This is a genomic window from Planotetraspora sp. GP83 (genome assembly GCF_041262585.1).
Lineage (GTDB): Bacteria > Actinomycetota > Actinomycetes > Streptosporangiales > Streptosporangiaceae > JAOEGB01.
In genome coordinates, this window is sequence record NZ_JBGCBZ010000012.1 from 127,030 (window position 1) to 153,362 (window position 26,333).

25 protein-coding genes and 1 pseudogene are annotated in these 26,333 nt (G+C 68.7%); 11 read left to right on the forward strand and 15 right to left on the reverse strand.

Going from position 1 to position 26,333, the window contains the following annotated elements:
* Positions 1-33: 33 nt before the first annotated feature.
* The 6 genes from ABH927_RS18575 to ABH927_RS18600 all read right to left on the reverse strand — a co-directional run bounded on the left by ABH927_RS18575 (position 34) and on the right by ABH927_RS18600 (position 6,716).
* A complete protein-coding gene (locus ABH927_RS18575; protein ID WP_370023146.1) occupies positions 34-1,206 on the reverse strand; it encodes a lipid-transfer protein in 1,173 nt (390 codons plus the stop codon).
* A 102-nt stretch (positions 1,207-1,308) separates the two neighbouring features.
* Positions 1,309-1,731 carry a MaoC family dehydratase gene (locus tag ABH927_RS18580; RefSeq protein ID WP_370023147.1) on the reverse strand — a complete coding sequence of 141 codons (423 nt, stop codon included), beginning with the start codon at positions 1,729-1,731 and terminating at the stop codon, positions 1,309-1,311.
* On the reverse strand, positions 1,731-2,651 hold the full coding sequence (locus ABH927_RS18585) for a bifunctional MaoC family dehydratase N-terminal/OB-fold nucleic acid binding domain-containing protein (protein ID WP_370023149.1): 921 nt from the start codon (positions 2,649-2,651) through the stop codon (positions 1,731-1,733). The genes ABH927_RS18580 and ABH927_RS18585 overlap by 1 nt, the downstream gene beginning before the upstream one ends.
* Positions 2,652-2,674: 23 nt before the next feature.
* Entirely contained in the window at positions 2,675-3,847 is a 1,173-nt protein-coding gene (locus ABH927_RS18590) for an acyl-CoA dehydrogenase family protein (RefSeq protein ID WP_370023151.1), read from the reverse strand.
* The gene (locus ABH927_RS18595; RefSeq protein WP_370023153.1) at positions 3,847-4,917 is read right to left on the reverse strand and encodes an acyl-CoA dehydrogenase family protein; all 1,071 of its coding nucleotides are present in this window, start codon (positions 4,915-4,917) and stop codon (positions 3,847-3,849) included. Before ABH927_RS18595 ends, ABH927_RS18590 begins: the two co-directional genes overlap by 1 nt.
* Positions 4,917-6,716, reverse strand: a complete 1,800-nt coding sequence (locus ABH927_RS18600) for an AMP-binding protein (RefSeq protein WP_370023155.1) — start codon at positions 6,714-6,716, stop codon at positions 4,917-4,919. Before ABH927_RS18600 ends, ABH927_RS18595 begins: the two co-directional genes overlap by 1 nt.
* Before the next feature lie 256 nt (positions 6,717-6,972).
* Between ABH927_RS18600 and ABH927_RS18605 the strand changes: the two genes are divergently transcribed.
* The 3 genes from ABH927_RS18605 (at position 6,973) to ABH927_RS18615 (ending at position 9,987) form a co-directional block, all read left to right on the forward strand.
* Positions 6,973-7,575 carry a TetR family transcriptional regulator gene (locus ABH927_RS18605; RefSeq protein WP_370023156.1) on the forward strand — a complete coding sequence of 201 codons (603 nt, stop codon included), beginning with the start codon at positions 6,973-6,975 and terminating at the stop codon, positions 7,573-7,575.
* A gap of 137 nt (positions 7,576-7,712) precedes the next feature.
* Entirely contained in the window at positions 7,713-8,873 is a 1,161-nt protein-coding gene (locus ABH927_RS18610; RefSeq protein WP_370023158.1) for a steroid 3-ketoacyl-CoA thiolase, read from the forward strand.
* 442 nt (positions 8,874-9,315) lie between these two features.
* Positions 9,316-9,987 (forward strand): FadR/GntR family transcriptional regulator, encoded by a 672-nt coding sequence (locus tag ABH927_RS18615; RefSeq protein WP_370023160.1) that lies wholly within the window; start codon positions 9,316-9,318, stop codon positions 9,985-9,987.
* A gap of 125 nt (positions 9,988-10,112) precedes the next feature.
* On the opposite strand, the gene ABH927_RS18620 is transcribed toward ABH927_RS18615, so the two are convergent.
* Positions 10,113-10,601 carry an NlpC/P60 family protein gene (locus tag ABH927_RS18620; protein WP_370023161.1) on the reverse strand — a complete coding sequence of 163 codons (489 nt, stop codon included), beginning with the start codon at positions 10,599-10,601 and terminating at the stop codon, positions 10,113-10,115.
* A gap of 581 nt (positions 10,602-11,182) precedes the next feature.
* Between ABH927_RS18620 and ABH927_RS18625 the strand changes: the two genes are divergently transcribed.
* Positions 11,183-11,635: an NUDIX domain-containing protein gene (locus ABH927_RS18625; protein WP_370023163.1), complete on the forward strand. Its 453-nt coding sequence runs from the start codon at positions 11,183-11,185 to the stop codon at positions 11,633-11,635.
* A gap of 116 nt (positions 11,636-11,751) precedes the next feature.
* Here the strand turns inward: ABH927_RS18625 and ABH927_RS18630 are convergent, their stop codons facing one another.
* From ABH927_RS18630 to ABH927_RS18655, 6 genes are all read right to left on the reverse strand, one after another.
* Positions 11,752-12,600, reverse strand: coding sequence for an amidohydrolase (locus ABH927_RS18630; protein WP_370023165.1), 849 nt, complete (start codon positions 12,598-12,600; stop codon positions 11,752-11,754).
* Between the two features lie 242 nt (positions 12,601-12,842).
* The gene (locus tag ABH927_RS18635) at positions 12,843-13,778 is read right to left on the reverse strand and encodes an aldo/keto reductase (protein WP_370023167.1); all 936 of its coding nucleotides are present in this window, start codon (positions 13,776-13,778) and stop codon (positions 12,843-12,845) included.
* Positions 13,775-14,080 (reverse strand): L-rhamnose mutarotase, encoded by a 306-nt coding sequence (locus ABH927_RS18640; protein ID WP_370023168.1) that lies wholly within the window; start codon positions 14,078-14,080, stop codon positions 13,775-13,777. The genes ABH927_RS18635 and ABH927_RS18640 overlap by 4 nt, the downstream gene beginning before the upstream one ends.
* A 24-nt stretch (positions 14,081-14,104) precedes the next feature.
* Complete coding sequence (locus ABH927_RS18645) at positions 14,105-14,857, reverse strand: SDR family NAD(P)-dependent oxidoreductase (protein ID WP_261584085.1); 753 nt, start codon at positions 14,855-14,857, stop codon at positions 14,105-14,107.
* A gap of 39 nt (positions 14,858-14,896) precedes the next feature.
* The gene (locus tag ABH927_RS18650; RefSeq protein WP_370023170.1) at positions 14,897-16,207 is read right to left on the reverse strand and encodes an L-fuconate dehydratase; all 1,311 of its coding nucleotides are present in this window, start codon (positions 16,205-16,207) and stop codon (positions 14,897-14,899) included.
* On the reverse strand, positions 16,204-17,061 hold the full coding sequence (locus ABH927_RS18655) for a fumarylacetoacetate hydrolase family protein (protein ID WP_370023172.1): 858 nt from the start codon (positions 17,059-17,061) through the stop codon (positions 16,204-16,206). The genes ABH927_RS18650 and ABH927_RS18655 overlap by 4 nt, the downstream gene beginning before the upstream one ends.
* A 296-nt stretch (positions 17,062-17,357) precedes the next feature.
* Here ABH927_RS18655 and ABH927_RS18660 point away from each other — a divergent pair, with 296 nt between their 5' ends.
* A complete protein-coding gene (locus ABH927_RS18660) occupies positions 17,358-18,641 on the forward strand; it encodes a cytochrome P450 (protein WP_370023174.1) in 1,284 nt (427 codons plus the stop codon).
* A 391-nt stretch (positions 18,642-19,032) separates the two neighbouring features.
* Here ABH927_RS18660 and ABH927_RS18665 read toward each other — a convergent pair whose 3' ends face one another.
* Positions 19,033-20,058: a GDP-mannose 4,6-dehydratase gene (locus ABH927_RS18665; RefSeq protein ID WP_370023176.1), complete on the reverse strand. Its 1,026-nt coding sequence runs from the start codon at positions 20,056-20,058 to the stop codon at positions 19,033-19,035.
* A gap of 199 nt (positions 20,059-20,257) precedes the next feature.
* On the opposite strand from ABH927_RS18665, the gene ABH927_RS18670 reads away from it, so the two are divergent.
* The 3 genes from ABH927_RS18670 (at position 20,258) to ABH927_RS18680 (ending at position 23,411) form a co-directional block, all read left to right on the forward strand.
* Complete coding sequence (locus tag ABH927_RS18670) at positions 20,258-21,571, forward strand: glycosyltransferase family 4 protein (protein WP_370023178.1); 1,314 nt, start codon at positions 20,258-20,260, stop codon at positions 21,569-21,571.
* Positions 21,572-21,639: 68 nt separating this feature from the next.
* Positions 21,640-22,353 carry a class I SAM-dependent methyltransferase gene (locus ABH927_RS18675; RefSeq protein WP_370023180.1) on the forward strand — a complete coding sequence of 238 codons (714 nt, stop codon included), beginning with the start codon at positions 21,640-21,642 and terminating at the stop codon, positions 22,351-22,353.
* On the forward strand, positions 22,350-23,411 hold the full coding sequence (locus tag ABH927_RS18680) for a prenyltransferase (RefSeq protein WP_370023182.1): 1,062 nt from the start codon (positions 22,350-22,352) through the stop codon (positions 23,409-23,411). Before ABH927_RS18675 ends, ABH927_RS18680 begins: the two co-directional genes overlap by 4 nt.
* A gap of 85 nt (positions 23,412-23,496) precedes the next feature.
* Here ABH927_RS18680 and ABH927_RS18685 read toward each other — a convergent pair whose 3' ends face one another.
* Positions 23,497-24,126 (reverse strand): class I SAM-dependent methyltransferase, encoded by a 630-nt coding sequence (locus tag ABH927_RS18685; RefSeq protein WP_370023184.1) that lies wholly within the window; start codon positions 24,124-24,126, stop codon positions 23,497-23,499.
* A 147-nt stretch (positions 24,127-24,273) separates the two neighbouring features.
* On the opposite strand from ABH927_RS18685, the gene ABH927_RS18690 reads away from it, so the two are divergent.
* The 3 genes and pseudogenes from ABH927_RS18690 to ABH927_RS18700 all read left to right on the forward strand — a co-directional run bounded on the left by ABH927_RS18690 (position 24,274) and on the right by ABH927_RS18700 (position 26,208).
* Entirely contained in the window at positions 24,274-24,765 is a 492-nt protein-coding gene (locus ABH927_RS18690; RefSeq protein WP_370023186.1) for a pyridoxamine 5'-phosphate oxidase family protein, read from the forward strand.
* A gap of 69 nt (positions 24,766-24,834) precedes the next feature.
* Positions 24,835-25,023: pseudogene (locus tag ABH927_RS18695) on the forward strand (ferredoxin); the annotation flags it as partial.
* 99 nt (positions 25,024-25,122) lie between these two features.
* The gene (locus ABH927_RS18700; RefSeq protein ID WP_370023188.1) at positions 25,123-26,208 is read left to right on the forward strand and encodes an alcohol dehydrogenase catalytic domain-containing protein; all 1,086 of its coding nucleotides are present in this window, start codon (positions 25,123-25,125) and stop codon (positions 26,206-26,208) included.
* Positions 26,209-26,333 lie beyond the last annotated feature (125 nt).

A 26,333-nucleotide genomic window follows, 5' to 3' on the forward strand; every position in this document is an offset into this window, starting at 1 on the left:
TGATCACGAGATCGGGGCATGCGGCGGCGGTGTTCAGCCGCCCGACAGGACCAGCCCGCTCGTCGGGACGCCGGTCCCGGCTGTGACGAGGACGTTCCGCACCTTCGGCACCTGGTTCACGGCGCTTCCACGGATCTGCCGTACGGCTTCCGCGATGCCGTTCATGCCGTGAATGTAGGCCTCGCCGAGCTGTCCGCCGTGCGGGTTGACGGGCAGATGTCCATCGATCTCGATGCCGCCGTCCTGGATGAAGTGCTTCGCCTCCCCCCGGTCGCAGAAGCCCAGTTCCTCCAGCTGTGCAAGGACAAACGGCGTGAAATGGTCATACAGGATGGCTGTCTGAATGTCGGCCGGAGTAAGACCCGACTTCTCCCACAATTGCCTTCCGACAACCCCCATCTCGGGCAGACCGGCCATGTCGTCGCGGTAATAGCTGGTCATCATCATCTGCCCCGCTCCCGCACCCTGGGCGGCGGCCGTGATGATCGCCGCCGGGCGGCGCAGATCTCTGGCGCGCTCGGCGGAGGTCACGACCAGCGCGACCGCGCCGTCGCTCTCCTGACAGCAGTCCAGCAGGTGCAGCGGCTCCACGATCCACCTGGAGCTCTGGTGCTCCTCCAAGGTGATCGGCCTGCCGTAGAACCAGGCGGCCGGATTCGTCGAGGCGTGACGCCGCATGGCCACCGCGACCCGCCCGAAGTCTTCCGACGTAACGCCGTATTGGTGCATGTAGCGCTGGGCGAACATGGCCACCCACGCCGCCGGGGTCATCAGCCCGTACGGCACATGCCAGCTCATCTCCATTCCCTGTGACGAGGGCTGGCCTCCCAACCGGGCGTCCGGCTGACCGAAACGGCGACCGGACCGCTCGTTGAACGCCCGATAGCACACGACCGTGTGAGCGGCCCCCGTCGCGACCGCCATGGCGGCGTGGAGAACCGTGCCGCAGGCCGCCCCGCCGCCATACTCCACGCGGGAGAAGAACGACAGATCGCCGATGCCGACCTCGCGGGCGACGGCGATCTCCTGGTTCGTGTCCTGGGTGTAGGTCACCATGCCGTCCACGTCGGACGGCTGGAGCCCGGCGTCGTCCAGCGCGGCGAACACCGCCTCGGCGGCCAATTGGAGCTCCGAGCGCCCGGACTCCTTGGAGAACTCGGTCGCGCCGATGCCGGCGACAGCCGTACGGCCGGAAAGTGAGCCCATCGAAAAACCCTTCTGCATGATCACGAAAATGGTCGCCGCAGGTCGGCGATGTCGATCGGGAATCCGCGCATGATCACGAGGGAGGGAGGGGGAGCGGGGATGTCAGGCACGGTCGTCTTCGAGGCTGAGGCGGACGGTGGCGGTGGCGTGGGGGCCGAGGCTAACCATGCCGATCACCTCGATCGTGATCTCGCCGTCCGCCACCCCGGCCACCGTGCCGGAGAAGGTGAGGGTGTCACCCGCGTACGCCGGCACGCCGAGCTTCACCTTGATGCCGTGGAGCAGGGCGCCGGGACCGGCCCAGTCGGTGACGTACCGCTCGACCAGCCCCATCGTCGTCAGGATGTTGAGGAAGATGTCCTTCGACCCCTGCGCCCGGGCACCCTCGGTGTCGTGGTGCACCGGCGTGAAGTCCCTGGTCGCGATCGCGGTGGAGACGATCACCGTGGGGGTGAGCTCGATCGTGAGCGGCGGCAGCGTCTTTCCGGCTACGACCTGCTCCTCCGTCGACGTGTGGCTCTGCATCACGACTCCCTCGGAACCCACATCGGCAAGGTCAGCTCGTCGTCCATCTCGCGGTAGGTCACCCGCACCGGCATACCGATACCCACCTCCGAAGCGGGGCAGTCCACGACATTGCCCACAATCCGCACTCCTTCCGGCAGTTCGACCACAGCGACCACGAAAGGCGTCTCCCGTCCCGGCACCGGCGGATGGTGGTGGACCACGTAGCTGTAGACCGTGCCCACACCGCTCGCCACGGCGTACGTCCGGTCGGTCGAACGGCACGAGGGGCAGACCGGCCCAGGAGGATGCCGCAGCTCGCCGCAATCACGGCATTTCTGGATGCGGAGCTCGCCCCTGGCCACCCCCTCCCAGAAGAACTCGGTGTCCCTGTTGACGGCCGGTTTCAGCGGGTACGGCTCGCGCGCCGCCGCCTTGCGCCGAGGACGGAACTTGAGGAGCCGGAACAGCATCTCCGCCACCGGCTCGTCCTGGGAGTACCAGGTGACGTTCCACGTGACGAAGTAGCCCTCGCCGAGCGCGGTCTGCTTGGGACCGGCAAGATCGGCCATCCGCGTCCCGACGGTCAGCTCCTCTCCGGGCCGCACGTACCGGTGATAGGTGTGCTCGCAGTTGGTCGCGACCACCCCCGTGTACCCGGCCTCCGTGAGGGCGTCGAGGACGTCGTCTAGCGGCACCCTCGTCTGCCTGGCCGCGTCGCGGTCGAGCCCCTGCATCGACCAGACCTGGATCATCGCCGGGGGCGCGACGGCGTCCGGACCGGTGTAACGGGGATTGCGATCTCCCATCGCCTCGGTCCAGTGCCGGATCATGGTCGCGTTCACCGGGTACGGCGTGGCGAGCCGGGGGCCCTCTCCCGCCTCGATCGCCTTCTCCGCCGCCGCCATGAGCTGATCGCGCAGGTCTGACTCCGCCGTCACCGTCTCGCTCCCCTTTCCACGGCTCATCGCGGCGGCTTGGGGAGCTGGAGGCCGAGCATGGCGATGAGCTCGCGCTGCACCTCGTTGACGCCGCCGCCGAAGGTCAGCACGATCGCGCCCTTGACGCCGTGGTCGATGCGGTCGATGAGGTCACAGGTCTCCTCGTCGCCCGGATCGCCGAACCGGGCCAGCGTGTCGCCGACGATCCGGCCGACGTCCTGCATCCGCTCGGAGCCGTAGATCTTGGTGGCCGACGCGTCGGGAGCCCCCAGCCAGCCGAGATCCATGTTCGCGGCGACCTGCCAGTTGAGCAGTTCGTTCGTCCGGAAGTACGCGTAAACCTGGGCGATCGCCCGCCGTACGGCCGGCTCGTCGTAGAGCGGCCTGCCGTTCCGGCCGGGCTTGTCCTTAGCCCACCGGACGAACCGCAGGTAGGTGTGCGCGATGTTGCCCGCCGGGCCGAGGGTCACCCGCTCGTGGTTGAGCTGGTTGACGATGAGGTCCCAGCCCTTGTTCACCTCGCCGACGACCATGTCCACCGGGACGCGGACGTCGGAGTAGTACGTGGAGTTGGTGTGGTGCCGGCCGTCCATCGTGATGATGGGTGTCCAGGAGTAGCCGGGATCGTCGCAGTTCACGATCATCATGGTGATCCCGCGGTGCTTCTTCGCCTGCGGATCCGTGCGGGCGGCCAGCCAGATGTACTGCGCGTAGTGCGCCCCGGATGTGAAGATCTTCTGACCGTTGACGACGTAGTGGTCGCCGTCCCTGACGGCCGTCGTCCGCAGCGAGGCCAGGTCCGTGCCCGCCTCCGGCTCGCTGTATCCGATCGCGAAGTGGCACTCCCCCGCCAGGATGCGCGGCAGGAAGAACTCCTTCTGTCCGGCCGTGCCGTACTGCATCAGGGTGGGGCCCACGGTCTGCAGCGTGATGATCGGGTAGGGCACCTCGGCCCTGGCGATCTCGTTGGCGAAGATCTGCTGCTCCAGCGGGCCGTATCCGCCCCCGCCGTACTCCTTCGGCCAGCCCAGGCCGAGCTTGCCGTCCCGGCCGAGCCTGCGGCAGTGCTCCATGTAGGCGTGCCCGAACGGATCCTGGGCGATCTTCGCGCGGTCCACGTCGCTCAGGCAGCCGGCGAAGTAGTCGCGCAGCTCGTCGCGGAGCCGTCGCTGCTCCCGCGTCAGTTCGATGAACATCAGACCAGCGCTCCGATCAGATCGAGCTGGGCCTCCGCGCCGCCCAGCAGGTGGGCGGCGTGTTTGCCCCAGGCGAAGTAGCGGTGCAGCGGGTAGGTCACGTCGAGGCCGATGCCGCCGTGCAGGTGCTGGCAGGTATAGAGCGCCCGCAGCGCGGCGTCGGCGGTGTTGTAGGCGGCGATGGCGAGGTCCTCCTCGGCGGGCAGCCCTTCGGCGAGCCGCCACGCGCCCGACCACACGGCCACGTCGAGCGCCCTCCCCGCGATGTACACGTCGGCGATCTGCATGGTCACGGCCTGGAACTCGGCCAGCGCCCGGTCGAACTGCCTTCGGGTCCGGATGTAGCCGGTGGTCAGCTTGAGCGCCCCCGCGAGGACCCCCGAGGCGGTGGCGGTGATCCCCGCGAGCGCGTGGAGCCGCAGCGACTCCCACGCCCGCCCGTCCGGCTCGCCGACGAGCTCGCCGGGAGCGTCGTCCAGGGTGATCACCGCGCCCGGTTCCCCCGTCGAGAGCGGCGTGTCCTGTACGGCCACCGCCCCCGGCTCGACCAGGAAGAGCCCGACCCCGGCTCCCTCGACGCGGGCCGGAACGAGGATTTTCGCCGCCTCGGCGGCATAGGAGACCATGCTCTTGCGGCCCGTGATCCTGCCGTCCACCGCCGTGGCCATGGGAGGCTCGGCGAGGTCCGCGCCCGGCTCCCGGAGGGCGAACGTGAGCACGATCTGCCCTTCGGCCAGCGGCGCGAGCGCCTCCTTCTGGGCCGCCGTGCCGTACTGGGCGATGGTGAGCGCGGCGACCAGGCTGGACAGCACGGGGACCGGCGCCACGTGCGCGCCCACCTCCCGCAGGATCACCGCCATCTCGACCGCGCCCAGCCCCGCGCCACCCGCCTCCTCGGGAAGGCACACGCCGAGCAGCCCCGCCTGGGCCAGCGCCTTCCAGGTCCCGGTGTCGTACGGCCGGTCGCTCTTCTCGTGCGCGTCGATCCTGGCCTGGGTGGCCTCGCGAGCCAGCACGCCGGATGCCAGCGTGCGCAGCTCTGCCTGGGTCTCGTCCAGATTGAAGTCCACTAGCTCTCCAGAAGGTGTTGCCGGCCGTGCCGGGCGAACTCGTTGGCGATCTCCGTGGTGTCCTCCGGAGTGAGCCGCCGCCAGCCGTCCTCACGGGGCGGCCGCCACCAGACGGGGTCGCCGACCCGCCATCCTTCGGAGGCGAGGCGGCGTTTTATGACCTTGTTGGACGGCGTCTGTGGAAGTGCCGTGCTGATCCGGATATATCTAGGTACGGCTTTGGCGCCCAGATCATCGCGGCGTGCGAGAAAAGCGGAGAACGACGCGATGTCGAAGTCGTCCCGCTCCGGCGTGTCCGGCTCCGGCGTGTCCGGCTCCGGCGTGAGGACGAGCGCGGCCATGACCTGGTCTCCTGCCGCCGCGTCGGGCACGGGATAGACGGCGGCCTCCACGACCCCGGGGAACTCCCTGATCACACCCTCGATGGGGGCGACGGCGAGGTTCTCCCCGTCGACGCGGAGCCGCTCGGTGCCCCGCCCGGCGAAGAAGACGTATCCCTCCTTGTCGGCGTACGCGAGATCGCCGCTCCAGAAGGCGCCGTCGCGGACACGCTCGACGTCGGCCTCAGGATCGTTGTAGTAGCCGTCGAACAGGCCGGCCCCGGCCGTGTTGACCAGCTCGCCGATCGCCTCCTCGGCATTGAGGAGCCGTCCGCCCTCGATGACCGCAGGAGGACACGGCCTGCCGGTCAGCGGGTCGCGGATCTCGACGCCCTCGGGCAGGCGTCCCAGGCATCCCGGCGGCCCGGCGGGGTCCGGCGAGATCGAGATCGCGGTCTCCGTGGAGCCGAACGCGTCGATCACGTGACACCCGAAGCGCTCCCCGAAGCGCCTGGTGGCGATCGCGCTGCCCTCGTTGCCGAAGGCGATTTTCAGCGTGTTGTCCCGGTCGTCCGGGCGCTCAGGGGTGGCCAGCACGTAGGACAGGGCCTTGCCGACGTAGTGGAGGTAGGTGCAGCCGTACTTCCTGACGTCCGGCATGAGGCCGCTGGCCGAGAACCTGCGCCGCAGCACCAGAGCGGCCCCCGACGCGACGGCCGGCGCGTACGCCGCCATGATCGCGCCAGAGTGGAAAAGAGGCATGGAGCAGTAGACGACGTCCTCGGGCGTGAGCAGGGCGGCCAGGCTCATGCCCGGCACCGCGATCTTCCGCTGGGTCACCTTGACCGCCCGCGGCCTCCCCGAGGTGCCCGACGTGAAGATCAGCATCGTCAGCGCGTTCCCCCGGACGGCATCAACCCCTGGCCCCGTGTGCGCCCTGTCGAGCCGTACGGCATCGGCCCTTGGCCCTGCGGACCGCCCTTCGGGCCGCCGTACGGCGTCGGCGGGAACGACCGGGACATGGAGTTCGGCCGCCATCTGGTCCGCGAGGGCGGCGTATGAGCCCTCGGCGACGAGGAGGTCGACGTGGGTGGCGCGCGCGTCCCGCGCCAGGTCGGACGCGGCGCGCGTGGTGTTGAGCGCGACGAGGACGTTGCCCGACAGAGCGGCCGCGCCCAGCAGGAACACGAGCTCCGGAACGTTGTCGAGAAGCACCCCGACGTGAAGCGTGTCCTTACCCAGGGCCGCCGCACGGCCGGCCATCCAGGTGGCCAGGGAGCGGCACTGCGCGACGTACTCCCGCCACGTCCAGACGCGGTCCTCGAACAGCAGCCCGGGGCGGTCGTCCGCGCCCCGCCGCTCGATCAGCGCCGCCAGTGTCTCCGCGGCCGTCTCCGTGGCCGTCTTCGCGAGCGCCTCCGCGCCCCCTGCGGCGGCGGGCGTCATCGGAGAGTGTGCGGACTCGCTCGCCCCTCCCAATCCCGCCTCCTCGCAAAACGTCGACAGAACCGCAAAGTAGAACGGATTCTAATCTCTGTCTAGGGGGCAACTTCTTGAACCACCCATGACACGCAGATGAAACACGAAAGTCATGGATGGACGCGGTTCTTTGTGACTGGTGAGTAACCAAGCCGGGCACGCGGAAATCAGATAACGTGTTCCTATGCGTACCCCGCATGCCGTCTCAGATGCCTCCGCAGATGCCCTCACGCCACCTCCGGAGGGGGCGCCCAGCATGGAAAGCCATCCGATCTCAACCGCCGCCGCCCCCGGTGTCCGGACCCGGAGTCAGCATCAGCGGCGCAAGCGCATCGTTCAGGCGGCGGCCGCGCTCGCCTCACGTGGCGGTGTCGAGGCCATGCAGATGCGCACGGTGGCCGAGCGCGCGGGCGTCGCCCTTGGCACGCTCTACCGCTATTTTCCGTCGAAGATGGATCTCGTCGTGGCGGTGGTGGGCGAGGAGATCGACCTGCTCGAGTCGAGCATCGAGCGACGGCCGCCGAGCGCCCCCACGGCCGCCGGGCGGGGCGTCGACGTCCTGATGCGGGCGACTCGTGGTCTCATGCGCGAGCCGGAGCTCGCCGACGCCCTCATCCGCTCGCTGATCCTGGCGGAGGTGGAGACGCCCTTCGGCGACCGGATGGCCGGCCTCCTCCTGCGGGTCGCCGGAGAGGGGCTGACCGCCGAGGACGCCTCGGAGGAGCAGTTCGCCCTCGCCGGATCTCTCGCCAGCGTCTGGGTCCACGAGCTGCTGGAGATGCTGCGTGGCCGCCGGACCTACGACCAGATCCAGCGGCGCATCGAGATCGCGGCCGCACGCCTCCTCGCCGACTTCTGACTGCGGGCGTCTGACTGCGGGCGTCGAGTTTCTCCTCGGTTGAACATCGTCCCCCCGCCGGACCTGGCTTCTTCCGCTCGAAAGTAGAACGGGTTACATTCTGAGCCAGAACAAGGTTCTGAGCGCAGGAGGTCCCCGTGGGCACGCCGGTCATCGTCGAGGCGGTACGCACTCCGATCGGGAAGAAGGGCGGCTGGCTGTCGGGCGTCAAACCGCGGGCCCTGCTGGGCGCCACCCTGAAGGGTTTGGTGGACAAATCCGGCATTGACCCCTCGGCCGTGGGACAGGTGTTCGCCGGCTGCGTCACCCAGGCCGGAGAGCAGGGCGGCCACGTGGGCCGGTACGCCTGGCTGTACGCGGGCCTGCCGTACCAGACGGGCGTGACGACGATCGACGCGCAGTGCGGATCGTCGCAGCAGGCCGTGCACCTGGTCGCGGCGCTGATCCAGGCAGGCGTCATCGACGTGGGCATCGCGTGCGGCGTCGAGGTGATGAGCCGTCAGCCGCTCGGCAGCAACGTCATCCCCGCCAAGCCTCAGCCCGACGACTGGTCGATCGACCTGCCGGACCAGTTCACCGCCGCGGAGCGGATCGCGGGCCGTCGCGGCATCACACGTCAGCAGCTCGACGCCTTCGGTGCCCGCTCGCAGCAGCTCGCGGCCAAGGCATGGGCCGACGGCCGGTTCGAACGCGAGATCCTGCCCGTGGTCGCTCCCGTGCTCGGGGAGGACGGCACACCGACGGGTGAGCGCCGCATGGTGACCAAGGACCAGGGGCTGCGCGAGACGACGGCCGAGGGGCTCGCCAGGCTCAAGCCGGTGCTGGGCGAGAACGGCCTGCACACGGCGGGCACCTCGTCACAGATCTCGGACGGCGCCGCGGCGGTGCTGCTGATGAGCGAGGAAGCGGCCGCTCAGCACGGGCTGCGTCCCCGTGCCAGGATCCTCGCCCAGGCGCTCGTCGGCGCCGAGCCGTACTACCACCTCGACGGCCCGGTGGACGCGACGGCGAAGGTGCTCGCTCGGACCGGGATGGCGATCGGCGACCTCGACCTCTTCGAGGTGAACGAGGCGTTCGCGGCCGTCGTGCTCTCGTGGGCGTCGGCCCACCAGCCGGACATGGACCGGGTGAACATGAACGGCGGAGCCATCGCGCTTGGCCACCCGGTCGGGGCGACCGGCTCGCGCCTGATCACGACGGCACTGCACGAACTGGAGCGGTCGAACTCGTCCACCGCCCTCATCTCGATGTGCGCCGGAGGAGCCCTGGCGACCGCCACCGTCCTCGAACGCGTCTGACAGTGATGATGTAGATGAGCCTGCGGCCCACGCGCTCCCCGCACGGAACCGGAGACCGTGAGCCGATCTTCCCGGCCCTCCCCCTGAACTGCTCATCCGAGCCAGGGCCCCTGATTTCAGCCCTCCCGCCCAAGCTCAAGCCCCCACAAGCCCCACAAGCCCCGCAAAGTCCCCAGACCAAGCCCGGAGACCGGAGCCTTCTCCCCCAACCCTTCCGTCGGAGTCCCGCTCGACCCCGATGGCCGCCACACGGCCAACTTCCCGATCCGGCACGGCATTTCGCCGCCGCCGTGGCGATAACCTGCCTTTTTACAGGAGGAATAGGCCCTGGTTGGAGCAGGCGATGGCGCACTTCGTCATAGACTCTTAGACATCGGATGTCTAAGAGTCCGGACAAACGAGACATACCGCTTGTCGGTAGGGGCTCCAAGGGGTGCATGGCGTGGCAGTTACCGACGCGGCTATCGACAGAATCAAAGACATGATCATCTCGGGAGAGCTGGCCCCGGGCGATCGGCTGCCCAAGGAGGCCGATCTGGCCGAGCGGCTGGGCCTGTCCCGTAATTCGCTCCGCGAGGCGGTCCGGGCGCTCGCTTTGATCAATGTCCTGGACGTACGACAAGGCGACGGCACCTATGTCACGAGCCTGGAGCCGCACCTCCTTCTGGACGCGTTGTCGTTCGTGGTCGATTTCCACCGGGACGACACGGTCCTGCAGTTCTTCCAGGTGAGAAGGATTCTGGAGCCTGCCGCGACGGCGATGGCGGCGACGCAGATGAGCGACACCGACATCGAGGACCTGCGCAAGATCCTGGACTCGCTGCCCCCAGAGCCCAGTGTCGAGCAGCTCGTGGCCAACGACCTCGAGTTTCACCAGCGGATCGCGGCGGGCTCGGGCAACGCCGTGCTGTGCTCCCTGATAGAGAGCCTGTCCGGGCCGACCACCAGGGCGCGGGTGTGGCGCGGTCTCACCCAGGAGGGCGCGCTCGGCAAGACGCGGGAGCAGCACGTCGCCATCTATGAGGCGATCGCCGCCCGACAGCCCGAGGTGGCGAGGGCCTGGGCGACCGTCCACGTCGCAGGCGTCGAGGAGTGGCTCCGCCAAGCCCTCTGACTCCTCCTCAGCGCGCGAGCCGCCGCACATGCCGCCCACATCCCGCCCACATGCCGCCGCGCATGCCCCTGCGCGCGACGATGCGGAACTCGCCGCTGGGCCTCCATGAGTGCGACCGCGTGCGCTCAGCCGGGGCGTACGGCGCCACGGAAGGTCTGCAGGTAGAAGGCCGAGTGCAGGACGTCGACCTTGCGCACGACGTCTCCCGTTTTCGGCGCGTGAATCATCATCCCGCTCTTGGCGTACAGCCCCACGTGGGCGGGAGCTCCAGGGCCACCGCCGAAGAACAGCAGGTCGCCAGGCCGTACGCCATGGAGGGACACCCGACGGCCCTGATGGAACTGCGTCCCCGTGTAGTGAGCCAGCTTCACTCCCGCCCTCGCCCACGCCGCCACGGCAAGGCCGGAGCAGTCGAACCCGACTCGGCCCGCTCCTTTGCCGATCCCCCGGCTTGGCCCGCTCAGCGAGCCACCACCCCAGGTGTACGGCAGGCCGAGCCACCTCTCCGCCGCCTGGACCGCGATCTCGCCCCGCGTCCTCAGCGCGGTCCTCTCCGCCGTGCTCTTCGTCGTGTTATGCCTCGAAGACGTCTCGCCGGAGCGTTTCTCCTGCACCGCCTTGCTTCGCCGGTCGGGCGGCGGGCCGCCGGGGCGAGCCCACCACTCAGTGAGAACCCTGGGCGGCCTCACACTTCTGGCCTGCCCCTGCGGCTCTCCTCGCCCCGGGCGCTCCGACTGGCGCCACTCCCAGCCGAATTCCTCCCGACCCCGCAGAGCTCCAGTCGGCAGCACGGGTCCACCTGGCGCCGGCCTGCTCGGCGCTGAAGCGGGCGTCGTTCGGCCCGGCTTCACCTCCTCGCTCCAGGACGCGGTGAATGCTGCTCCGGCGACGGCCGCGGTGCCGAGATTGATAACCAGGATGAATGAGATCACTGTTCCTCCCGCACTCGATGGGAAATCGAGCCTCAGGATGCGATCCGGAATGTCAGCCACCCATCGCCGAACTCAGTTCTGTGGAGAACGCCAGTTATCCACAGAACTGAGGACTCCCATGAACGCCGCCTGCACCGATCTTGTTGCACGGCTGCGCGTGTTCCGCCATGGTGAGGCACGGCGTTCAACGTCTTAACGGTGCCGTTCTCGCTGCGGGGGCCCTTCGGAAGGCAAGGGCGCGATGAGAGAGCAGAGGATTCATTGTGAAAAGCCTGATCGCCCGGCTGTGGCGGAGCATCGGCGGGTCGCTTCAGTGGCGGATCCTGTGGATCTTCCATGCGAAATTCATGGTCGGTGTCACGGGGATCGTGCGAGACGAGGACGGGCGGGTGCTGTTGCTGAGGCATCGGTTGTGGCCGGAGGGCCGGCAGTGGGGGCTGCCCACGGGCTACGCGATCAAAGGCGAGACCTTCCAAGACACGGTCGTGCGGGAGGTGCGCGAAGAGACCGGGCTGGCCGTTCGACCCGGCGAACTCGTCCAGCTCAAAAGCGGCTACCGGCTGCGGGTGGAGGTGGCCTATGAAGCCGAATTCGTCAGCGGCACCGTGAAGATCGACTCCCTTGAGATTCTGGAGGCGAAGTGGTTCGCCGCGAGCGATCTACCGGAAGGGCTGCTGGAGTCGCACCGGCGCCTGATTGCCGGCAAAGGCGAGTAGCCGGCGCGGGAGGCAGTCGCACTCTGTCAGCCCGGCACCGGATGAGCATCCCGCTGTGAGCGCGGCAGAGCACTCACCCGGAACTTGTGATGTTTCTCCTGGGCTGGGGGCCGGCCTCAGGCGCGGGGCAGGCCGTACCATTCCTGGGCGGTGGAGCCGAAGACCTGCGCGCGCTCGGGCTCGGAGAGGTCGGCTGTGAGCTCGCGAGCCAGCTCTACTACCCGGCCGTACGACGCGGCGAGTTCGCAGACGGGCCAGTCCGAGCCGAACATCACGCGGTCAGGGCCGAAGCACTCCAGGACATGGGCGGCATAAGGCGAGATCTGCGGCGTCTCCCATGACGTCCATGACGCCTCGGTGACGAGGCCGGACAGCTTGCACGCCACGTTGGGCAGCTTGGCGATCTCCTTGATCTCGCTGGCCCACGGCTCCACCTCCCCGGAGGCGATGGGCGGCTTGGCGGCGTGGTCGAGCACGAACTTCAGGTCGGGCGTCTCCCGCGCCACGGCGCGGGCCACCGGAAGCTGCGGCAGCAGCACGAGCAGGTCATAGGCCAAGCCGGCGTCGCAGATCGCACGCAGCCCCCGGCGGACGTCGGGCCGGGCGATCCAGGCGGCGTCGGCCTCGTCCTGCACCTGATGACGGAAGCCGACGAGCCGGTCGCCGCCCACCAGGAGGCGCAGCTTCGCCACCTGGTCGGCCACGTCGGACGCGGTGAGGTCCACCCAGCCGACGACCCCGGCGATCAGGCCGTCCGACGCCGCGGCCGTGCTCAGGAACTCGGCCGTTTCGTCCGAATCGGAGACGGTCTGCACGAGCACCGTCCCGCTCACACCCGCCGCGGCCGTCTCCCGCCGGAGGTCCTCCAGCGTGTACGGCTTCCGCAACGGCGCCAGGGCGTCACCGGACATCCACGGATATTTCCGCCGAGACGGGTCCCACAGATGGTGGTGTGCGTCGATCACGTCAAGTCTCCCGGTACGCCCCATTGCCTGATCACGATGGGGGATCTCCATGGTCAGATGGGCGAAAGAGGAACCAGTTCAGGATCACGTAAAGAGTGCGCGCCGGTCAACGGCTCGGCGGGGAGCCTGTGCATGATCACGACGAGGGGTGCAGGCGGTCAGAGGGCACATCCAGGAAAGTGTGCGTGATCACGCACAAGGTTGCGGCTGGCCACACGGCACATCCGGGACCCTGTGCATGATCACGCCGGGGGGAGGAGGTCGGGCCAGAGGGCGTCGGGGATGGGGTGGGCGGCCAGGGTCATGTTCTGCTCGACCTCGGCTGCCGATCGCATGCCGATGACGACCGACTTCACCGCCGGATGCCGGAGCGGGAAGGCCATCGCCGCCTGCGGAAGCGTGACGCCGTGCCGTTCGCACACCCTGGCCATCTCCCGGGCCCGTTCGAGCAGCTCAGGAGGCGCCGGCGCGTAGTTGAAGGTCCCACTCGGATCGTGTGTGGCCAGCAGGCCGCTGTTGAACACTCCCCCGGCGAGGACGGACACTCCGCGCTCCACGCACAGCGGGAGCAGCTCGGCCGCGCCCGACTGGTCGAGCAGCGTGTAGCGCCCGGCCAGCAGCACGACGTCGATGTCCGTCTCCCTGACGAAGTCCGCGAGCATCTGCCACTGGTTCATCCCGGCGCCGATCGCCTTGACCACGCCCTGGTCGCGGAGCTCGGCCAGGGCCGGGTACGCCTCGGAGACGGCCTCCTTCCAGTGGTCGTCCGGGTCGTGGATGAGGGCGATGTCGATCGTGTCGAGGCCGAGGCGCTCCATGGACTCCTCCAGCGACCGGCGGACGCCGTCGCGGGAGAAGTCCCAGACCCGCTTGTGGGTGGCAGGCACGTCGAAGCCCTGGTCGTCACGGAAGGCATGGTCGTCGCGGCTGCCGTCCGAGTTGGGCACGAGCAGGCGGCCGACCTTCGTCGACACCACGAATTCCTCGCGCGGCCGCTCCCGCAGCGCCGCCCCGAGCCGCCGCTCGGACAGGCCGAGGCCGTAGTGAGGGGCGGTGTCGAAGAGCCTGATCCCGGAGTCCCAGGCGGCGTCCACGGCCGCGAACGCCTCCTCGTCCGTCAGGGCCGAGAACAGGTTTCCGATGGGCGCGGCTCCGAAACCGTGCCTGGTCAGGTTCACGGAAGCTCCCATACCTGGTGAAGCCCGGTGGACGAGGGGTCGAAGTCGCCGTCGAGGAGGGGGTTGATCCGTGCCTGCCACGCCTGGTCCGCGGGATGGTCACGCAGGAACTCCTGCAGCCGGGCGTAGTCCTCCACCTCCACATAGTGGAAGAGGTCGAGGCCGTCGCGCCAGATCCGCCAGGTGTGGACGCCGCCCTCCCTAAGAGCGGCGTCCAGGTCGGCCGGAATGACCGCGTGGACCTTCTCGTACTCCTCCTCGCTGCCCGCCTTGACGCGGGTGCGCAGAGCGATCCTTTGCATGGGTGCGCTTTCTGCTAGGACGACCTAGGACGAGCGGGGCCGCAGGCGCAGGCCCTGCATGCCGCCGTCGACGGCGAGAGCCGTACCGGTGGTGGCAGAGGCGAGCGGGCTGGCCAGGTACGCGATGGCGTGTGCGATCTCCTGCGCGCTCACGAGCCGGCCCATCGGCTGGCGCTGTTCGAGCGCGGCACGCTCGGCGACCGGGTCCGGCGCGGCGTCGAGCAGGCGGCCGACCCAGGGGGTGTCCGCTGTGCCCGGGTTGACGCAGTTGACCCGGATGCCGTCCTGAACGTGATCTGCCGCCATAGCGAGGGTCAACGACAGTACGGCCCCTTTGGAGGCACTGTAGAGCGCCCGGTTCGGCAGCCCGGCCGTCGCGGCGATCGAGCAGGTGTTGACGATGGCCGCGTGCTGCGACTGCCGGAGGTACGGCAGGGCCGCCCTGGCCACGCGGACCATGCCCACGACGTTGATGTCGAGGACCCGGAGCCACTCGTCGTCGGGGTTGTCCGCGACGGTCCCGGCGGCTCCGATCCCGGCGTTGTTGATGACGATGTCGATCCCGCCGAAGTGCTCGGCCGCCGCGGCGACAGCCGTACGGACCGAGGAGTCGTCGCTGACGTCGGCTTTGAGGCCGAGGAACGGCTCGCCGGGCGGGTTGATGTCGAGGCAGGCGACGCGGGCGCCGCGCTCGGCGAGCAGAGTCGCCGTGGCGAGCCCGATTCCGGAACCGCCGCCGGTCACGAGTGCGGCAAGGCCGTCGAATTCCGCGCTCATCGGTCACTCATTTCTTGCGGGTGAGGGGGGTCGGACAGCTCATGAGGATCTCCAGACCGGTCCGTCGGGGTAAGAGTAGGCCGCGATGGACTCGGGGTACATGGTGGCGCTGAAGCCGGGGGCGAGCGGCGCCTGGTAGGCGCCGTCCCTGATCACGACGGGGTCGGCGAAGTGCTCGTGGAGGTGGTCGACGTACTCGATGATCCGGTCCTCCATGGAGGCGCTCACGGCCACGTAGTCGAACATCGCCAGGTGCTGGACCAGCTCGCACAGGCCCACGCCGCCGGCGTGCGGGCAGACCGGCACGCCGAACTTGGCCGCGAGCAGCAGGATCGCGATGTTCTCGTTCACTCCGGCGACGCGGGCGGCGTCGAGTTGGAGATAGGAGACGGCCCCCGCCTGCAGCAGTTGCTTGAAGACCACCCGGTTCTGCACGTGCTCCCCGGTCGCGACCTTGATGGGCGCGACCTCCCGCGCGATGGTCGCGTGTCCGAGCACGTCGTCGGGGCTGGTGGGCTCCTCGACCCACCACGGCTCGAACTCGGCGAGCGCGTTCACCCAGGCGACAGCCGCGCCGACGTCCCAGCGCTGGTTGGCGTCGACGGCGATCCGGATGTCGTCGCCGCAGACCTCACGGGCGATGCGCATACGCCGGATGTCGTCGTCGAGGTCGGCGCCCACCTTGAGTTTGATCTGCGTGAAGCCGTCCTGGATGGCCTCTTTGCACAGGCGGCGCAGCTTGTCGTCGCTGTAGCCGAGCCAGCCCGGCGAGGTGGTGTACGCGGGAAAGCCATGCTCCTTGAGCCGGGCGATCCGCTCCTGCCTGCCGGGTTCGGCCGCGCGGAGGATGGCCAGGGCCTCCTCGGGCGTGATGGCGTCGGTGATGTACCGGAAGTCGACGAGGTCGACGATCTCCTCGGGGGACATCTCGCTCAGGAGCAGCCAGACCGGCTTGCCCTCTTTCTTGGCCTTGAGGTCCCACAGGGCGTTGACGACCGCGGAGATCGCCATGTGCATGACGCCCTTCTCCGGGCCGAGCCAGCGGAGCTGGGAGTCGTAGACCATCTCGCGGTACACCGCGCCGATATCCTCGGTGGACCTGCCCACGACGTACGGCTCCAGCGCCTTGATGGCGGCGGTCTGGATGTCGTTGCCCCGGCCGATGGTGAAGGCGAAGCCGTGGCCCTCGTGCTCACCGTCGCGGATTACCAGGTAGGCCGCCGAGTAGTCCGGGTCCGGGTTCATCGCGTCGGAGCCGTCGAGCTCGACCGACGTCGGGAACCGGATGTCGTAGGTATCCATCGCCGTGATCACGGAGGACTCTCTCGACGTGACCTGCTCCGCCGTCATGCCTGGCCAACCGTCTGGCGCTGCCGGCCGAGGCCGTCGATCTCAAGCTCCATGACGTCGCCCTTCCGCAGGTACGGCTGGCCGGGAATGCCCAGCGCCACCCCAGCCGGGGTCCCGGTGTTGATCACGTCTCCCGGGTCCAGAACCATGAACCAGCTCAGATAACGGATGATCTCGGCCACCTCGAAGACCATGTCCTTGGTGTCGCCGTTCTGACGGAGCTCGCCGTTGACCCACAACCGCAGGCCCAGGCTCTGGGGGTTCGGGACCTCGTCGGCCGTCACCAGCCACGGACCGAGCGGGTTGAAGGTCTCGCACGACTTGCCCTTGTCCCACTGGCCGCCGCGCTCCAGCTGGAACTCGCGCTCGGAGACGTCGTTCGAGATGGCATAACCTGCGATCACGGACAGCGCGTCCTCATGGGACTCCAGGTAGCGGGCGGTCTTGCCGATCACCACGGCGAGCTCGACCTCCCAGTCGGTCTTCTCGCTTTTCCGTGGAACGAGGACGTCGTCAAAAGGTCCGACGACTGTGTTGGACGCCTTCATGAAGACGACCGGCTCGTCCGGGATCGCCGCACCGGACTCGGCGGCGTGGTCGCGGTAGTTGAGACCGATGCACACGACCTTTCCCGGGCGCGCGACGGGCGCCCCGATCCGCAGCCCTTCGGCGTCCAGGACGGGCAGGTCGTCATCGGCGAGGGCGGCACGCACACGTTCCACCCCATCGCCGGCCAGGAACCGCCCGTCGAGATCCGCTCCGTTCAGGACGCCGGTCAGGTCGCGCAGACGACCCTCGCCGTCGAGCACCGCCGGGCGCTCGGCATCCTTGGATCCAACCCGAAGCAGCTTCACAAGGCCCCCTATACATCCGATGTTTTCTCCAAGAGAAGATTCGTGGGAGGTGAGGGGGATGTCAAGCCCGCAAGCGTAAAAACATCGGATGACCTGCGATGACGACCGAGGGTGACTGAAAACGCCTGAGGTTACGTCATGGTTACCAGAGAGCCCGCCTTGACGGGCAGGCGGGGCCGTAATAGAACACGTTTCAGAAAGAGTCAGCGAACAAGCGCTTGATCAAACGGATATCTCACCGTCATGGGCCGGGAATCGCCCTCGACAACGGCAGCCGAACGCAATTAGGTGGTCCCATGCACATCGACCTCGTCGACCAGGACGATTACGCCAGCCAAGGTGTCCCGCACGACCAGCTTCGATGGCTCCGGGACAACGCCCCGGTCTTCTGGCACGAGGGCGACGCCGAGCGCGGCTGGCCCGGCTTCTGGGCGATCACCAAGCACGAGGACGTCGTCCACGTGTCCCGTCACTCGGACCTGTTCTCGTCGGCGCGACGGCTCGCGCTGTTCAACGAGATGCCGGAGGAGCAGCGCGACCTCCAGCGGCTCATGATGCTCAACCAGGACCCCCCGGAGCACACCCGGCGGCGGTCCCTGGTCAACCGCGGCTTCACGCCCCGCGCGATCGGTCAGCTCGAGGAGCACATCCGGGACATCTGCCACCAGCTCGTCGACGAGGCGCAGCGCAAGTTCGCGTTGTCTCGCGATCTCACGCCGGCTTCTGAGATCGCTGTGTCACGCAATCTCATGCCGACTTCTGAGATCGCTGAAGTCGACTTCGTCACGGACATCGCGGCGCCGCTGCCGCTGTACGTCATCTGCGAGCTGCTCGGCGCGCCGGTCGAGGACCGGGACAAGATCTTCGAGTGGTCCAACCGGATGATCGGCAGCGAGGATCCGGACTACGCCACCAGCCCGGAGGAGGGCGCGGTCGCGGCCGCCGAGGTCTACGCGTACGCCAACGCCCTCGCCGCCGCGCGCAGGGAGCAGCCGAGGGACGACATCGTCTCCAAGCTCATCCAGCCGGCCGACAACGGCGAGGTGCTGGCGGAGGACGAGTTCGACCTGTTCGTCCTGCTGCTCGTCGTCGCGGGCAACGAGACCACCAGGAACGCGGCGTCCGGCGGCATGCTCGCCCTCTTCGAGCATCCCGAGCAGTGGGCGAGGCTGGTCGAGAATCCGGCGCTCGCCCGCACGGCGGCCGACGAAATCGTCCGATGGGTGTCGCCCGTCAACCTCTTCCGCCGTACGGCCACGGCCGACACGGCGATCAGGGGCGCGAAGATCGCCAAGGGCGACAAGGTCGTCGTGTTCTACGCCTCGGCCAACCGGGACGCGGACGTCTTCGCCTCGCCGGACGTCTTCGACATCGGGCGTGACCCCAACCCGCACATCGGCTTCGGCGGCGGCGGCGCCCACTTCTGCCTGGGCAACCACCTGGCCAAACTGGAGCTGCGGGTCCTCTTCGAGGTCCTGGCGGAGCGCCTCCCCGGCATCCGCCAAACCGGCGACGCCACCCGGCTGCGCTCCAACTTCATCAACGGCATCAAAACCCTCCCCGTCACCCTGTCGGCGTGATCATGCAGGGTTTCCCGGGAACCGCCCATGACCTGCGCCCCACCCCGGCGTGATCATGCACAGGTTCCCAGGAAGCGTTCCCGCCTGCGCCGACCGCTGCCGTGATCATGTACGGCCTCCCGGAAGGCGCTCCCACCACCGCCTACTTCCGTTGTGATCATGCATTTCACACTGGGGGCGGGGGAACGTACACGTGAACCGAGACCGTCCTCCTGAGGAGCACGATGCCCGGGGCCTTGTCCGGCCGCATGGACAGGAACCTGCGCATGATCACGCTGGATTGGGATGCACATCACGGATAACCCAAAGGAACCCTTGCATGATCACGCTGGGACGGGGGGCACGCCACGGGCATCCCCAGGAACGCATGCATGATCACGGCGGGTGGGGGTTAGGGCCAGGAGGAGTCCTGGTCGGGGTCTCCCCCGCCGGCGAGGAGGCGCAGGTCGGCCTCCACCATCATGGCGACGAGCTCCTCGAACGACACCGTGGGCTCCCAGCCGAGCTGCGTCCGCGCCTTCTTCGGGTCGGCGCACAGCAGATCGACCTCCGCCGGGCGGTGTAACGCCTGGTCGCAGACGACGTACCGCTCCCAGTCCAGACCCGCCGCGCCGAAGGCGGCCTCGACCAGTTCGCGTACGGACTGCGTCCGCCCTGTGCCGATCACGTAGTCCTCCGGCTCGGCGGCGCGCAGCATGAGGTGCATGGCCTTGACGAAGTCCCCCGCGTAGCCCCAGTCCCGGCGGGCCTCCAGGTTGCCGAGGCGCAGCTCGGTCGCCATGCCGAGCTTGATCCGCGCCACCCCCAGCGTGACCTTGCGGGTGACGAACTCCGCTCCCCGGCGGGGCGACTCGTGGTTGAACAGGATGCCCGACACCGCGTACATCCCGTAGGACTCGCGGTAGTTCTGCGTCAGGAAATGCCCGTACGCCTTGGCCACGCCGTACGGCGAGCGGGGGTGGAAGGGGGTCCGCTCGGTCTGCGGGGTCTCCCTCACCTGGCCGAACATCTCCGAGGACGAAGCCTGATAAAAGCGGATCTGTCCGGAGGCCGACCCCCGCGAGGCCGTGATCCCGGAGCACACCCGGATCGCCTCCAGCATGCGGAGCACGCCCATCCCGGTGACCTCGGCCGTCAGCTCCGCCTGCTCCCACGACATCGGGACGAACGAGATGGCGCCCAGGTTGTAGACCTCGTCGGGCTGCACCTTCTCGACGGCCGAGATCAGCGAGCCCTGGTCGAGCAGGTCGCCCCGCACGAGCTGGACGTCCTGGAGGAGCTTCCGTACGCGCGACACCCGCGGGTTGGCCTGGCCGCGGACGAGCCCCCAGACCTCGTAGCCCTCGCTGAGCAGATGCTCCGCGAGATAGGAGCCGTCCTGACCGGTGATGCCGGTGAGCAGCGCACGTCTGGCCAACGGGTCCTCCTCGCTGTGCCCAACTTTGGTCTGTGAGAGGCGAATGTACCGCCCTGCTTATGTCCGGGCGCTATCACCCGACCACGCTAGATAGAACGTGTTACACCGAACGACGTTCAGGTAAGCTAACGTCGCAGTTCCGGCATGGTGCGGGCAAGGCGAGTGACAATTTCACCTTATCTGCCCCCTCTAAGGTCAAATGGTAGGGTTCGGTGGCAGCCCCTCGGGGGGCACAGCTGGGAAGGGGTACCCCTTGGCGGAGAGGCTGCGAGTCGCGCTGCTGTCCTATCGCAGCAAGCCCACCTGCGGCGGCCAGGGGGTGTATCTGCGCCACATCAGCCGTGAGCTGGTGGCCCTCGGGCACCACGTGGAGGTCTTCTCCGGCCAGCCGTACCCGGAACTCGACGAGGGCGTCATCCTCAACAAGGTCCCGAGCCTCGACCTGTACAACGACGACGACCCGTTCCGGACGCCCAAGCTGGGCGAATACCGCGACTGGATCGACGCCCTGGAAGTCGCCACGATGTGGACGGCCGGCTTCCCCGAGCCGCTCACCTTCAGCCTGCGGGCCTACCGCGAGCTCAAGAAGCGGCAGGGCGACTTCGACGTCGTCCAGGACAACCAGACCCTCGGCTACGGCGTGCTGGGCATCCAGAAGCTCTTCCCCGTCGTGGGGACGATCCACCACCCGATCAGCGTTGACCGGCGGATCGAGCTGAAGGCCGCCAAGGGCTGGAAGAGGCTCTCGATGCGCCGCTGGTACGGGTTCGTGCGCATGCAGAGCATCGTCGCCCCCAGGCTCAACCCGATCCTCACGGTCAGCGAGTCGTCCCTGGCCGACATCCACCGCGACTTCAACGTCCCCCAGTCGAACATGCGGCTGATCCCGCTCGGCGTCGACACCCGCTTCTTCCACCCGCGGCCCCACCTGCCCAAGCGCGAGAGCTCGATCGTGGCCGTGGCCAGCGCCGACTCCCCGATGAAGGGCGTCGCGACGCTCCTGCGGGCGGTCGCCAAGCTAGCCACCGAACGGGACGTCAACCTGACCGTGGTCAGCAAGCCCACGCCGGGAGGGCCCACCGAGAAGCTCGTCGCGGAGCTCTCACTGCACGACCACGTGAAATTCGTCCACGGCATCTCGGACGAGGAACTCGCCGAGCTGATCGCCACCTCGGAGGTGTCGGTCGTTCCCTCGCTCTACGAGGGCTTCTCGCTGCCCGCCGTGGAGCACATGGCCTGCGGCACGCCGCTCGTCGCCTCCAGGACGGGCGCGCTGCCGGAGGTGGTCGGCGACGCCGCCGTCCAGGTCGCGCCGGGCGACCCGGAGGAGCTCGCCGCGGCCCTGCGCCGCCTGCTCGACTCCCCCGAGGAGCGCGCGGCGGTCGGCCGCAGGGGCTACGACCGTGTGATGGAGCGCTACGCGTGGCCCGTCGTCGCCCAGCGCACCGTGGACGCGTACCGCGAGGCCATCGCCGCCCGCACGGCGCCCACCCGCACAGCCCCCGCCCGGTGACCCCACCCTCCCCGGCGCCGTACGGCTCCCGCACGGCAAACCCGCACGATCATGGAAAGGTGGCGTGAGTGCTGACCGTCGACTTCAACCGGCTGCCCGTCGGGCGAGGAGACCGCGTTCTGGACCTCGGCGCCGGCGGTGGCAGGCATGCCTTCGAAGTGCTGCGCCGGGGCGCCGACGTGGTCGCCTTCGACATGGACGCCGCCGAGCTCGAAGGCGTGGCGTCCATGTTCGCGGCCATGGACAAGGAAGGCCAGATCCCTGACGGGGCCTCCGGGGAGACCGTGGTCGGCGACGCGCTCGACATGCCGTTCCCCGACGCCTCCTTCGACCGGGTGATCGCCGCCGAGGTCCTGGAGCACATCCCCGACGACATGGCCGCGATGCGGGAGATCGTCCGGGTGCTGAAGCCGGGCGGCCGGGCCGCCATCACGGTCCCGAGCTTCCTGCCCGAGCGCATCTGCTGGGCCCTGTCCGAGGACTACCACACCGCCCCCGGCGGACATATCCGCATCTACACGCTGGCCGAGCTGGAGGCCAAGCTCAAGTCCTCCGGCCTGGAGGTGGGCCCCCACCACCACGCCCACGGCCTGCACTCGCCGTACTGGTGGATCAAGTGCGCGGTGGGCGTCAACAACGACGACCACCCGCTGGCCAAGGCCTATCACGAGCTCCTGGTGTGGGACATCATGAAGCGCCCCGCCGCCACCCGGATCGCGGAAGCCGTACTGAACCCTCTGATCGGGAAGAGTGTGGTGGTCTACGTCCGGAAACCCGCATGACGGGGGTCCCCGCCGTACCGGGGATCATCACCGCCGAGCAGGTGATCCAGACGGCGCGGAGCATCGCGGCGATCCAGGACGCGGAGGGCGGCGTGCCGTGGCCCGAAGGGCACGTGGACGCCTGGAACCACGTCGAGTGCCTCATGGCCATGACCGTGGCCGGGCTCCGCGTAGAGGCGCGCAGGGGCTACGACTGGCTGGTCCGGCACCAGCGGCCGGACGGATCGTGGCCGATGAAGCTCGTCGGCGGCGAGCCCACCGAGCCGAACGGCGAGTCCAACCACGCCGCCTACGTCGCCGTCGGGGTCTGGCACGACCTGCTCGTGACGGGTGACGAGGGCTTCGCCCGCGCGATGTGGCCGACGGTGGCCAAGGCGCTCGACTTCGTCGTCGGCCTCCAGACGACCCGTGGCGAAATCGCCTGGGAGCGCGACGCCGGCGGCGAGCCTGCGGCGTACGCCCTGCTCACCGGCTCGTCGTCGATCTACCAGGGGCTGCGCAGCGGAGTCCTGCTCGCCGAACGGCTGGGCGACCCGCAGCCCGACTGGGAGCTCGCCGCCGACCAGCTCGGACACGTCCTGTCGGCCCATCCGGAGGCGTTCGCGGACAAGAGCCGCTTCTCGATGGACTGGTACTACCCGATCCTCGGCGGAGCCGTACGCGGCCCGGAGGCGAGCCGGCGGTTCGACCTGGAATGGGACACCTTCGTCGTGCCCGGGCTCGGCGTCCGATGCGTGTCGGACCAGCCGTGGGTCACGGGGGCCGAGTCCTGCGAGCTGGCGCTCGCCCTCGACGCGGCCGGGGACCGGGAGCGGGCCCTGGCGGTGTTCGCGGACATGCAGCACCTGCGGCACGAGGACGGCTCCTACTGGACCGGCTGGCAGTTCGCGAACGAGAAGCACTTCCCGCACGAGCGGTCGGGGTACACGGCCGCCGCGGTGATCCTGGCGGCCGACGCCCTGGCCGAGGCCACGCCCGGGTCCGGCATCTTCCGCGAGGCCGGGCGTGTCCAGGTCCGCATCACCGGCGAATGCGGCTGCGAGCGCGCCCGGGCCTGAGCCTGAGCTTCATGATCACGTACGGCCGAGCCGCAGGTCGTACGGCACACCGCGGAACCTATGCATGATCATGCGCTGGAGGGCGCTAGGGGCGCTGGAGGACGCGGAGGGAGCCGACCGTCCTGATCTCCTTGAAGGCTCCGGAGGCCAGCGCGCGCTGGTAGACGCGGTAGGGGGCCTGGCCGCCCATGGCCGGGTCGGGGTAGATGTCGTGGAACACCAGCGTTCCCCCTTCCATCACGTGGGGCGCCCATCCCTCGTAGTCCCTGGTCACCGGGTCGTCGGAGTGGCCTCCGTCGATGAAGAGGACGGCGAGCGGGGCGTTCCAGAACCGGGCGACCGTCGCCGAAGCGCCCACGACGGCGATGACCTCGTCCTCCAGCCCGGCGGAGGCGATGGTCTCGCGGAAGAACGGCAGCGAGTCCATCCGGCCGAAGCGCGGGTCCATCAGCTCGGGGTCGTGATGCTCCCAGCCCGGCTGGATCTCCTCCGAGCCTCGGTGGTGATCGACCGTGAACACGACCGAGCCCGACTGCCGCGCTCCCGCGCCGAGGTAGATGGCCGACTTGCCGCAGTATGTGCCGATCTCGCAGATGGGGCCGCGAGAGCCGTACTCACAGGCGACCTCGAACAGCGCGAGCCCCTCGTCCGGCGGCATGAAGCCTCTGGCCCGCTCGGCGAAGCGGCGGAGGTCCGCGGGCATCGTGACGGTCATGATCTCCCTCTGCACCCGAGTCCGTACGGCCGGCGGCGGCCGCCTGCCGAGGTCGAACTTTATCCGGGAACGGCTACCGCCCGGCCACCGGAACAAGATTCCACTCGCCCCTTGCCGGGCCTTATGGAACGTGTTCTACTTTGCAGCGTGAACCAAGCGAACCAGCGCGCCGGCATCACGATGGACGAGGCGGAGATCGCCGGTTTCCTGCGGGACGCCCGCAAGCTCCAGCTCGGCACGATCAATCCCGACGGCACGCCGCACATGGTCACGATGTTCTACGGCCTCCGCGACGGGAAAATCACCTTCTGGACGTACGGCAAAGCCCAGAAGACCCGCAACATCGAGCGCGACCCCCGGGTCACCTGCCTGATCGAAGCGGGCGACGACTACTTCGAGCTGCGCGGTGTGATGATCTACGGTACGGCCCGGCTCATCGACGACCCTTCGGTCGTCCTGGAGGTCGGCATGGACGTCACCCGGCGGATGACCGGTATGACGGCACCAGAGGCGGACGTCGAGCCGCTCCGGGAGTACGTCGCGCACACCGGCCGCAAGCGGGTCGCCTTCGTCGTCGAGCCGTCCCGCGCCGTCTCCTGGGATCACCGCAAGCTGTCCGGCGCTAACGTGGGGCGATAGCGGTCTCCGCGATCTCACAGCTGGGCGGGGATCGCGGGACGAGCAGCCGTACAAAGGGAGAGCTTGGTTATGAAGGTCAAGGTCGATTACCTGGTCTGTGAGGCCAACGCCGTCTGCATGGGCCTGGCTCCAGAGGTCTTCGAGGTCGACGACGACGACCAGTTGCACGTCCTGATCCCGGAGCCGCCCGCCGAGATGCTGGACCGCGTGCGGCACGCGGTCCGCGCCTGCCCCAAGGCCGCACTGTCGCTCGAAGAATCATCGCCTGAATCCTCGCCTGAATCCTCGCCTGAGTCATCGCCGGAGTCCCCGGAAGAGTAATCACACTCGAAGACGAGTCACCCCCCAGGAGGTCCTATGCGCGGCGCCCTGTTGCACGCGGTCGGCGACGAAAAGCTCGACATCCGTGACGACTTCACGCTCACGCCCGTCGGCCCGGAAGACGTCCGAGTGCGGATCAAGGCGACGGGGGTCTGCCATTCGGACCTTTCGGTCCTCTCGGGCGTCCTGCCCATGCCGCTGCCGGTCATCCCGGGGCACGAGGGCGCGGGCGAAGTCGTGGAGGTGGGCGAGCACGTCAAGTCGGTCCAGCCCGGCGACCACGTCATCATCAGCTGGACGCCCGCCTGCGGGGACTGCCCCAACTGCGCCGTCGGCCAGCCGTTCCTCTGCATGACCTACGTCATGAAGAGCTTCATGGAGGCCAGGTTCGTCTACGGCGGCCAGTCGCCGGCCTTCGGCATGGCGGGCTGCGGCACGTGGGCCGAAGAGATCATCGTCCCGTGGCAGGGCGCCATCAAGGTCGACCCGGAGATTCCGTACGAGGCGGCCGCGCTGATCGGGTGCGGCATCACCACCGGTGTCGGTGCCGTGATCAACACGGCCAAGGTCCGCCCGGGGACGACCGTGGCCGTCGTCGGCTGCGGCGGGGTCGGCCTGTCGGTGATCCAGGGCGCTCGGGTGTCGGGCGCGACGACGATCCTCGCGATCGACCCGCTGGAGTCGAAACACGAGCTGGCCAAGAAGGTCGGCGCGACGCACGCCTGCACGCCCGACCAGCTCACGGACGCGATCGCGACACTCACCGGCGGCCAGGGCTTCGACTACGGCTTCGAGGTCGTCGGCAAGTCCGCCGCGATCATGACGGCCTGGCAGGCCACCCGGCGCGGCGGCGACGTGATCATCGTCGGCGCGGGGGCGATGGACGACCTGGTGCCGCTGACCGCCTTCAACCTGCTGTTCGAGGGCAAGAACATCCTCAGCTCCCTCTACGGCGGCTCGGATGTGCGCCGGGACTTCCCCTTCTTCGCGAACCTCTACAAGGCCGGCAAGCTCGACCTCGACAGCATGATCAGCTCGCGGATCCGGCTGGCCGACCTGAACGACGCCGTGGCGGCTCTCAGGAGCGGCGAGGTGCTCCGCCAGATCGTCGTCTTCGACTGAACCTCGATCGTGATCATGCGTGGGTTCCTGAAGAGCCCACCCAGCCTGCGGAAACCCCTTCCGTGATCATGCACATACCGGTCATGTGCATGATCACGGAAGGGATGGCATCGCCGTACCGAGGT